A 10,272-nucleotide genomic window follows, 5' to 3' on the forward strand; every position below is an offset into this window, starting at 1 on the left:
ATTTTCTTTTCCTTTTTTCCAGTTATTTCCCGGATACGGCAATGCGCCGCGCAAGCCAGAAAGAAAGCCTGCGCGGCGCAAAAATCGTCGTTTTCTTTTGTACAGCCAAGAGGCCCTTAGTCAAAATTCCTCCGCCGGATTTCCGGCCCTTTGACCATGGCTCTCTGTATATTTTTATTTCCGCAGGAGCTTACACTCCCCCGCATCCCTGACAGGTAGCGCAGGCCGAAGGCGTCACCGCGCAGCCGCCCAGGGCTGTTTCCCGCAGCTCCGCGGGCAGGCGTTTTCCTACGGAATACATGGCGTCGATCATCTCGTCCAGCGGAATCAGCTGCGGGATTCCCGCCAGGGCCATCTCCGCCGCGATCAGGCTGTTGGCCACGCCGGCCGCGTTCCGGTTCTGGCAGGGATATTCCACCAGGCCTCTGACCGGATCGCACACCAGTCCCAGCATATTCATGAGAACAATGGAGGCCGCGTCCAGGCACTGCCTGGGGGACCCGCCCATCAGCTCCACCGCCGCGGACGCCGCCATGGCAGCCGCCACGCCTACCTCCGCCTGACAGCCGCCTACAGCTCCGGCCACAGTGGCGTTTCTCATAGCCAGATAACCCACGGCTCCGGCGTTAAACAATGCCTTTAAAATCGCCTCGTCCGAATATCCGTAGCACTCCTGAAGGGCCAGCAGCACGCCGGGCACAATGCCGGAGGAACCGGCCGTGGGCGCCGCTACGATCAGTCCCATGGAGGCGTTGGTCTCCAGAACCGCCATCGCGTAGGTGATTCCCTTTCCCAGGACGGGGCCGCAGATTCCTTTCCCGGCCTCCTGGTGATCCGCCAGTTTCCTGGCCTCGCCGCCGATCAGCCCGCCCATGGACTTCACCGGTGTGTGGATGGGAGCCGTGGCGGATTCCCGCATGATCTCCAATGCCTTTGCCATACGGCTCTCCACCGTCTCCATGGAAATCTCACTCTGCTCCACTTCCCGCAGTTTCATCACCTGGGATATGGGCAGGCTCTGGCTTTCACACAATTCCAAAAGCTCTTTTGCGTTCTTAAAATCCATCATCTGACAATCTCCCAATCTATTATACTTGTACGATCATCACATCGTGAACATGGACGTTCTCCCGGAGATTTTCCAGAATATCCATGGGAAGGCGTCCGTCGGACTCCACGATGGTGTATGCGGTGTGCCCTTTGGCCTCCCGGAACAGGCGCATAAACGCAATGTTGATATTTTTGTCGCTCAGGCACTTGGTAATGTGGGCTGCCACTCCCGGCTTGTCCTGGTGGATCACAATGACCGCGCTGTACTCGCCGGAGAAGTCCACCTGCACCTGATTGATCCTTGCGATACGGACCTTTCCGCCGCCTAAGGACTCTCCGCGGATTTCCATCCGCTGCCCCGCGGCATTTGTCATAACGATGTCCACGGTGTTGGGATGAACCTCCGTTTCCTCCTCGTTCACGGAAAAGGAAAAGTCCAGCCCCCGCTCCTTGGCGATGCGGAAGGATTCCCGGATCCTCATATCGTCAGCGGAGAACCCCATAATACCGCCGAGCAGGGCCTTGTCCGTGCCATGGCCGCGGTAGGTCTTCGCGAATGAACCGTAAAGGGTAAACTCCACCTTTACCAGAGGACCGTTTATCATCTTCTGAGCGAGGTAGGCGATGAGGGCCGCCCCCGCCGTATGTGAGCTGGAGGGACCGATCATATTCGGCCCCAGCACATCAAATACACTGATAAAAGACATTTTATGCCTCCTGTGTCTCTGTTAAGATAAATTTCTTGTAAATCATATCCACGATCACGCCGATGGCATTGTCTCCGGACACGTTGCAGGCGGTTCCGAAGGAATCCTGGGTGATGTAGAGAGCTACCATGATGGCGCAGATGGGGCCATTGGGATCGCCAGCCTCTGCTCCGAATATCATGTATAAGAACGGAAGTGCCGTCATAATGGAGCCGCCGGGAGCGCCGGGGGATGCCACCATGGCCACGCCCAGGGTCATGATAAACGGAATTACCGTAGCCAGGCTGATGGGCAGCTGGTTCATCAGGCAGACTGCCGTAGCGCAGGCCGTGATGGTAATCATGGATCCTGCCATATGAATGTTGGCGCACAGCGGAACCACGAAGTTGCGGATCTGCTCGCAGACGCCGTCCGCAGCCGCGCACTGCAGGTTTACAGGAATCGTCGCGGCGGAAGACTGAGTTCCCAGAGCCGTGGTATAGCCGGGGATCTGGTTCTTAATCAGCGCAAACGGATTCTTCTTGCTGACTGCGCCTGCGATCACAAACTGCACCAGAATGCAGATCAGGTGCATAACGATCACTACCAGGAATACCTTCCAGAGGATGCTTAAGATCGCGAAGGTCTTTCCGGATTTCGTCATATCTGTAAAGGTTCCCAGGATGTACAGGGGCAGCAGCGGAATAATAATATTGTGTAACACCTTGTCAATGATCTTGGAGAAATCCTTTACTGCGTCGTAAAGGGTATTTCCCATCTCTTTTCCTCTCATGGAGGACAGGCACAGGCCCAGGATAAACGCCAGCACTACCGCGGACAGAGTGTCAAACAGCGGCGGGATGCTGAGGGAGAAATACGGGGTCAGGGACGCGTCTGCCGTAGCGGCGATCTGCTCCAGCGCTCCAGCGCTCATAAAGCTGGGGAACAGGTTGATCGCTACCAGGAAGGAGGACGTGCCGGCGATCAGGGTGGAGCCGTAAGCGATAGCCACCGTGATCAGAAGCAGCTTTCCAGCGCCCTGAGACAGATCCGCAATACCCATAGTTACATAAGCTAAAATCATCAACGGGATGACAAATTTCAAAAAGTTACTGAAAAATCCAGACAGGGTCACAATTACCCGGCAGATGCTCTCCGGCATAAACTGACCAATCAGGATACCAAGAATGATCGCAATGATCAGCTTGGGTACAAGCCCTAATTTTTTCTTCTTTTCCATGAAACATTCCCTCCATATAGGTTTTATCCATTTTGTACAAAACAGAAAGTGGCGCCTCTGTTTTTACATTATAGCATGGACATATGGACGAATCAAATTCATAGATTTTATATATAGGTTGAATTATTTTCATGAATAAATCTGAAAGAAATGATATTTTTTTCACAAACCGCAGTCAGGCCGCCGGCTTTCTCACTGTCTCTGCCCCGGCCCGGACATCCACCGGAAAAACTTCTGCGGAATCTCAAACACGAACACGATCCCCAGCACTATGGCGCAGGCTGACTTCACCGCCACCAGCCCTGTGGAGGACATCTGCTCCAGCTGGTTTGTCACCAGATAGTAAAACGTCCAGTAAAGTCCCACTCCCGGCACCAGGGGAATCAGGCCGGCGATGAGAAACACCGTCACCGGACAGCGTTTCCAGACCGCCAGAAAGCGGGACATCAGGGTCACGACCACCGTGGCCGCAAAGGACGCCACCACATCCGATCCCCACACGGACAGCACGTACACACCCCAGGCCACGCTCCCGCACAGCCCGCAGTAGCCAAAATACCGTCTGGGAATCCCAAACAGAAACCCAAATGCCACCGTCCCCGCAAACGCGGCAATTAATTGCTCCATCACAGCAGCACACCTCCCAGAAGATGATGATAGGCCAGAAATACAGCTCCGGCCCCAGCGCCTAAGCTCATAAATACCAGCACCGCGTCCAGCATCCGCACGGAGCCGGAAATGTAGTCCCCGTCCGCCAGATCCCGGATCCCGTTGGTAAAGGTCAGGCCCGGCACCAGAGGCAGAATCGCCCCCATCATCAGCGGCCGCAGGTTCTGCCCCAGCCCAATGTGGTAAAACACAATGCAGCAGACCGTGATCAGCCCGCCGCAGAGCACGTTTCCCGTGATCTTGGACAGTCCACCGCAGGCGTACAAAAGAAAGGTGTACAAAATCAGCCCCGTTAGGAAATCCGCCGTCATATCTCCGCCATTTCCCCCAAAGAGAAAGCTGAAACAGGCGCAGGCGATTCCCGCCACCAGAATCTGGGCCACTCTGGAGCGGCCCGGCATTCCTTCTATTTCATCCAGTCTCCGCCCCACTTCCTCCAGGGTGTAATTCCGGCTCTCGATCTCCCTGGAAAGCTGGTTTACCTCCGTCACCCGGTCCAGCCTGGTGACCCAGGTGGGAATGTGGCGCACAGTGGAATAATACGGTTCGTTTCCGTTCCCCGCGGACAGAAAGATCCCGTTGCTCAGTACAAAAGCGCTGACAGAATGTACCCCGTAATGGCGGCAGATCCGCTGCATGGTCTCCTCCACCCGGAAGATCTCGCCCCCGTTTCCCAGGAGAATCCGTCCGGCCCGCAGAGCCGTCTCCAGCACCTGCCGCTCCCGCAGCTCCTTTTCCTGCTGCCGGGCCCAGCTCTCCGGCTCCGGAACCGTCTGCTCCGCCTTCTCCCATTCTTTTCTGCTATCCATACTCACCTCTCACTCCGCGAAATCCCTGGAAGACACCTCGTTCACCAGGTTCTCCCGAAACTTCTCCCGCAGTTCCTCCATGGTCAGATCCTTGCCCAGCAGCCACATCAGTTTCGTCACCGCCGCCTCCGTGGTCATGTCGTACATCTCCATAGCTCCGGCCTCCAGCGCTCTTTTTCCAGTCTCGTACACCTCCAGGCTGCTGCCGTCATACCGGCACTGGCTGCCGATGGCCACGGCCACGCCGCGCTTTACGGTGCGATGCACCGCCTCGCACAGGTCGTTTTCCCCGAAGGGAAGTCCCCCCAGCCCAAAGGCCTCCACCACAATGCCCCGGCAGCCCAGATCCGCCAGCACATCAAAGATTTCCGGCGGCGTCCCCGGAACGGGTTTCACCACCATCACCTTATCCGAGTAGCTGGTATCTGCCTGAAAACGCACCGCTGCCCGCCGGGGAATCAGCTCCTTCTGAATCCGCATTCCAAAGGCGTTGATCTCCGCCACCGGCGGATAGTTGATGCTGTCAAAGGCGTCAAAGCTCATGGTCCTCACCTTGGACGCCCGCACTCCCAGCATAATCTTGCGGTTAAAAGCCACAAACACCCCGGGACAGCGGCTGTTTGCCATATGAATAGCCGCCCGGCAGTTTTCCATGGCATCCGCCACCGGATGGGAAATGGACAGCTGGCTGCCGGTGATCACCACCGGCACCGGCACGCCCCACAGCATAAAGGACAACATGGAAGCCGTGTAGGCCATGGTGTCCGTGCCATGAATCACCACGATCCCGGAATACTCCCGGCTGGCGGCCTCAATCCGTTTCGCCAGCCCCGCCCAGTGCTCCGGCAGAATATTGGCGCTGTCCAGGGAACAGAAGTCCTCATATTTCAGCTCACAGTCTTTCGCTACCGTCTTAAGCTCCGCCAGGATGTCGTGCTCCCCCAGCCCCGGCGTCAGCCCGCCCTCACTCTTTACGGAGGAAAATGTCCCTCCCGTATTTATAATCAGAATCCTTCTCATAGTCTCTCTCCTTTTCGCCTATAGTATATACGGTTTCCCACCGGCGGGCAAGGGGAAATGCGGAGTATACAAAAACGCCCCGGCAGTCCTCTCTCCATCCCCGGAATACAGCCCGATCCTCACAACTTAAAAGCGCTTTTTCCCGCCCCCAAAACCTCCCATATAGACCGCAAAATGGCCGGATACGCAGTCTCCCGCGCGTCCGGCCGTCTTCTTTTTACAGCTCCAGTATGTATTTGTTTATAAAATTCCCCACTCCGTCGTGATCATTGTCATCCGTGAGGTAATCGGCGGCGCTTTTCGTCTTCTCGCTGCCGTTTGCCATCACCACTCCCACTCCCGCGTTCAGGGTCATATCATAGTCGTTGTCCGCGTCCCCGAAGGTGCAGAGCTGGCTCATCGTAAGCCCGTGCAGCTCCATAATCTGTTTCAGACCGTGGGTTTTGGAGATCCTGGGATCCATGTACTCAAACAGGATGCTGGCCGTTTTCAGGGCCGCCGCCTTGTATCTCTCGTCGGAAAACGTCTGGCTCCGCTCCACCACCGCCTCCATATCCTCCGGGCGGCACACGATCATCACCTTCGGTTTCGGCTCCTTTAAAAACTCCTGAAAATCCACCACCTGATAAGGCACCTTGTCCGCCTTGGAAAGCCTCTGAATATGCTCGTCCTCCTTAGGCGCATAGAGAATTCCCTCATAGGGAACGGCAAAATTCACGTCCATATCCCCAAAATGTTTCATAATCTCCAAGATCAGGGCGCCGTCCAAGGGAAAGCTCGCTTTCTCCACATTCATGGAAATATCACAGATTTCCGCGCCTCCAGTCCCCACAATCGCGTCTACCAGGCCGTCGATCCCCCACTCCTTCAAAAGTGTCTTTACGCTGTGCACATCCCGCCCGGTGGAAAGCCCAAACAGGATCCCTTTTTCCCTGGCCTTTCTTATGGCCTCTCTCGTCACCGGCGACACGGTCCCGCCGCTGGTGAGCAGCGTCCCGTCCAGATCACACATAATTGCCTTTACTTCCATAGCGCTCTCCTCCTTTTTCCTCTGCCTCTATTATAACCTGGCCATTCCAAATTACAACCGGCCCGGAAAAAACGGAGTTTTTTCTCCCCCAGTCCCCTGCGTTTCCTGCGGGAAACGGAAGTTTTTCTCACTCTCTCCCTCTCATCCCAGCGATCTTTTTGTAGTAGGACAGTTTCCGCTCCAGAAAACCGTCATAGTCCGTCTGAAAGTATCCTGTATACAGCACATCCAGCACAAACAGCAGAGACAATCTGGTGGAAAAGGACGACATTTTATGAAAATGGTTCTCCCCGGACGCCAGAAAGATGTGAAAATCCGGTTTCGGCTCCTCCGGCCGGTATTCCCTGGAAGAAATCAGCAGAAACGGCGTCCCATTTTCCCGCAGAAGGCGGCAGATGCCATCTGTCAGCATCCCCCGTCCTCCAAAAGAAATCACCACGGCAAAATGACTTCCATCCCCGGACGCCGCCGTCAGCCTCTGCTGATATTCCTCCACCGGAACCTGCACCGGCACTCCGATCTCCCGCATCTGAAACTGGAAATTTTCCGCAAAAAAAATATTCCCCGCCGAGGTGTAGACGTCAATCACCTTTGCCTTCCTCATGGCCTCCACGGCCCGGCCAAGCTCCTCTGTCTGGAAAAGTCCCGCCGTCTCCCGCACAGTCTCCTCATAGTCCTCCCGCAGCCCGTTCACCGCCTCATACAGAGTCTGCCCCCGTTTCACCGGAAAATCATAGTCAAAATCCGTCCCCTTTCTGCTCAGATAATCCTTTAAGGAGCCGGAAACCTTTACCTTTAGCTCCGACAGTCCCGCCAGGCCCAGCTTTTCACAGAGCCGGTAAATCGTCGCCTGGGAAACGAAACACTCCCGCTCGATTTCCTTTCCTCCCTGCTCCAGAAACCGCACCGGGTCCCGCAAAATATAGGCCGCCACAATCCTCTCGTTTTCCGAAAATTCCCTGTCATCCTCCAGCCTCGCAAATATGTTCATCCTCTCGTCTCTCCCGTCTTCCCGCTGTTTTCCCGTCCGGCCCGCGCCGGATCCGCCTGTCCCGTAAAATCTTTCTGTCCCATGAGAAAAAGCTCCCAATCCGGCCAAGCCCTTTCTCACATTACAAAATACCACAAAAAGCAAATTCTGTCCCCACACCGGCTCACTGCCCCACAGGCGCCATTTTCTCCGCGCGGAGTACGCCTCCACCGAAGGCTTATAAATCATAAGAGACACCGTTTCTCGTGACATAAAATAGGAATGGATACCGATTCTGCTAATCAGTACCCATTCCTAACTCATTGTATCCATTGGATTATACCTCGTTTTTCTATATTGCGAAACTTTCATTCGCTCTGATAAAATCCCCTGTTATCAGTAATCTATGTTTTTATTCTTCCTCATCTCTCCCATTCTGATCGAATTTCATCTATTCTCTTAACCATTATTAAAAAAATTGATGTGAAGAAATGATTTCAAATATTCCTGGGGATTAACCGCTTAGTACTTTGGACCGTACCTCCTTTTCTGAGATAATCCATTCTGAGAAATTCTCTTTGTCAATCACCGATTCAAATGGTTCCTATTCTGGATGCTCTCTGTCAAGAATATGGGAGGAAAACCAACCCTTTCTTTTTTGAGATGTTCCGCTTCAGGATACTCTCTTTGAAATACTTTTCATAGAATCCACCGATGGTTCCTTCTTGAAAAATACTCTCCGAAGAATGTTTCTTTTGGGATACGCCCCTTGGAAAATTTCTTTTTTGTGGAGATCCGTTCTTTTTAGAGGTTCTCTCGTCTATCTCTTTTTGATGGTTTCATTATAGTACACGCCCGCTATTTTGTCAATACTTTTTTAAAATTATTTTTCTTTATTTTGTAAATTATCTTATTGTATATATTTATTCAGATTATTTAAACTTTTTCTATAAATAAATGCACGTTTCCGATCAGGCCGCGCAGGTTTGAAACCGGTGTTTGCCGCGGCGTCCGATCCGTTTCCCAGCACGCAAAACGGGCCGCCCGCGCCCCGAAGGGAACGGACGGCCCGCGAAGGACATTTCTTTATGAATTTTGTTTCTCCTCCTCGGCGATGGGCTTTACTTCCTTCTTATATACATAGCGCAGGAAGGTGGCACACATGGCCGTGGAGAACAGCTCTGCCAGCGGGAACGACCACCACACATTTTCCAGGTTTCCGGAAAGGGAGAAGATGTAGGCCGCCGGGAGCAGCACCACCAGCTGTCTCACCAGGGATACCCAAAGGCTTAAAAACCCGTGGGCCAGCGCCTGGAACAGAGAGGAGCTGACAATGTTAAATCCAGCCAGGATAAAGCTTAAGCTGATGATCTTTAAGGCCGGAACTCCGATACCCAGCATATGCTCGGAGGCGTTGAAGATCCCCAGAAGGTTGGGGGCGAAAAACTGGATCACGCCGAAACCGATAATCATAATTCCCACAGCGTAGCAGATGCTCAGCTTTACAGCCTTAGTCAGACGGCTGGCCTTGCGGGCGCCGTAGTTGTAGGCCACGATGGGCACCAGGCCGTTGTTTAAGCCGAATACGGGCATGAATACAAAGCTCTGGAGCTTAAAGTAGACGCCGAACACCGCCGTCGCCGTGGTGGTGAACGTGATCAGGATCTTGTTCATTCCAAAGGTCATCACGGAGCTGATGGCCGTCATGATAATGGACGGCACGCCTACGGCGTAAATATTCTTGATGATCCGGGCGTCCGGTTTCATCTGGGTAATGTGGAGCCGGATTTCCTTATTCTTTCTGACATTTAAAAAGACTGCCAGGAAAAATGCCACGATCTGGCCGAACACCGTAGCCGCGGCCGCGCCGGCAACTCCCATTTTGGGAAATCCGAACAGGCCGAAGATCAGGATCGGGTCGAAAATGATGTTTAAAATCGCGCCCAGGCCCTGGGTAAACATGGTATACAGGGTCTTTCCCGTGGACTGAAGCAGACGCTCAAAGGTGATCTGTCCAAAAAGGCCGAAAGAAAATACGGTACAGATGATCAGATACTCCGTGCCGTAGTCCACGATCTCCTGCACGTTGGTCTGAGCCAGGAAGAACGTCCTGGAAAACAGGATACCAGCAGCGGCAAACACCAGGTAGCTGCACAGGGACAGGAACACGGCGTTGTTGGCCGTCTTGTCTGCCTTCTGGAAATTTTTCTCGCCCAGGCTGCGGGACAGCAGGGCGTTGATGCCCACACCGGTTCCGGTGGCCACGGCAATCATCAGGTTCTGGGCCGGGAACGCCAGCGATACGGCCGTCAGAGCGTTCTCGTTTAACTGCGCCACGAACATACTGTCCACGACGTTATACAATGCCTGGACCAGCATTGAAATCATCATCGGTACTGAAACGGACAAAAGCAGCCGGTTCACCGGCATGACGCCCATTTTGTTTTCTTGTCTTTCCATTGCTTGTTCGCTCAAAAATACATACCTCCCTCTTTTGTACGCCCGCGAGCCCGCCCCGGAACCGCTTTCCGGGCCTGTCCTGGCCGCAGGCACTCGTATTATTATATCGCCCTCGCAGAAGGCTTGTCAACAAATCGTTTCGCATTCTTCACGACAAACGCATGAATGTGTTCTCCAACTAAACCTCGTTTTCATCCCCCATTTTACAGATTTATGATCTGCTCCAAATGTTTTTCAGGGTTTGTTCCGATTGCATACCGTTTCTTTTTCATGCTTAATGGTTTATTCCCTACCTCTATCATTTTTAAGATACTTATTGATAACTTCCTCATGATATT

Annotated in this window: 9 protein-coding genes; all 9 read right to left on the bottom strand. The window is 53.6% G+C overall.

Annotation, left to right across the window (positions count from 1 at the left end):
* Positions 1-190: 190 nt before the first annotated feature.
* Positions 191-1,066 carry an L-serine ammonia-lyase, iron-sulfur-dependent, subunit alpha gene (sdaAA, locus tag B5E84_RS12870; RefSeq protein WP_087223398.1) on the bottom strand — a complete coding sequence of 292 codons (876 nt, stop codon included), beginning with the start codon at positions 1,064-1,066 and terminating at the stop codon, positions 191-193.
* A gap of 22 nt (positions 1,067-1,088) precedes the next feature.
* The gene (sdaAB, locus tag B5E84_RS12875; protein ID WP_087223380.1) at positions 1,089-1,757 is read right to left on the bottom strand and encodes an L-serine ammonia-lyase, iron-sulfur-dependent subunit beta; all 669 of its coding nucleotides are present in this window, start codon (positions 1,755-1,757) and stop codon (positions 1,089-1,091) included.
* Position 1,758: 1 nt separating this feature from the next.
* The gene (locus tag B5E84_RS12880; protein ID WP_087223382.1) at positions 1,759-2,976 is read right to left on the bottom strand and encodes a dicarboxylate/amino acid:cation symporter; all 1,218 of its coding nucleotides are present in this window, start codon (positions 2,974-2,976) and stop codon (positions 1,759-1,761) included.
* A 192-nt stretch (positions 2,977-3,168) separates the two neighbouring features.
* On the bottom strand, positions 3,169-3,603 hold the full coding sequence (locus tag B5E84_RS12885) for a threonine/serine exporter family protein (RefSeq protein ID WP_330374255.1): 435 nt from the start codon (positions 3,601-3,603) through the stop codon (positions 3,169-3,171).
* The gene (locus B5E84_RS12890) at positions 3,603-4,454 is read right to left on the bottom strand and encodes a threonine/serine exporter family protein (RefSeq protein ID WP_087223386.1); all 852 of its coding nucleotides are present in this window, start codon (positions 4,452-4,454) and stop codon (positions 3,603-3,605) included. Before B5E84_RS12890 ends, B5E84_RS12885 begins: the two co-directional genes overlap by 1 nt.
* A 9-nt stretch (positions 4,455-4,463) precedes the next feature.
* Positions 4,464-5,474 (bottom strand): asparaginase, encoded by a 1,011-nt coding sequence (locus tag B5E84_RS12895; RefSeq protein ID WP_087223388.1) that lies wholly within the window; start codon positions 5,472-5,474, stop codon positions 4,464-4,466.
* Positions 5,475-5,691: 217 nt separating this feature from the next.
* Positions 5,692-6,504, bottom strand: a complete 813-nt coding sequence (locus B5E84_RS12900) for a Cof-type HAD-IIB family hydrolase (RefSeq protein WP_087223390.1) — start codon at positions 6,502-6,504, stop codon at positions 5,692-5,694.
* A 127-nt stretch (positions 6,505-6,631) separates the two neighbouring features.
* On the bottom strand, positions 6,632-7,495 hold the full coding sequence (locus B5E84_RS12905) for a MurR/RpiR family transcriptional regulator (RefSeq protein WP_087223400.1): 864 nt from the start codon (positions 7,493-7,495) through the stop codon (positions 6,632-6,634).
* Between the two features lie 1,065 nt (positions 7,496-8,560).
* A complete protein-coding gene (locus B5E84_RS12910) occupies positions 8,561-9,934 on the bottom strand; it encodes an MATE family efflux transporter (protein WP_087223392.1) in 1,374 nt (457 codons plus the stop codon).
* Between the last annotated feature and the right edge of the window lie 338 nt (positions 9,935-10,272).

Source organism: Lachnoclostridium sp. An14, assembly GCF_002160755.1.
Taxonomy (GTDB): Bacteria; Bacillota; Clostridia; order Lachnospirales; family Lachnospiraceae; genus Lachnoclostridium_A.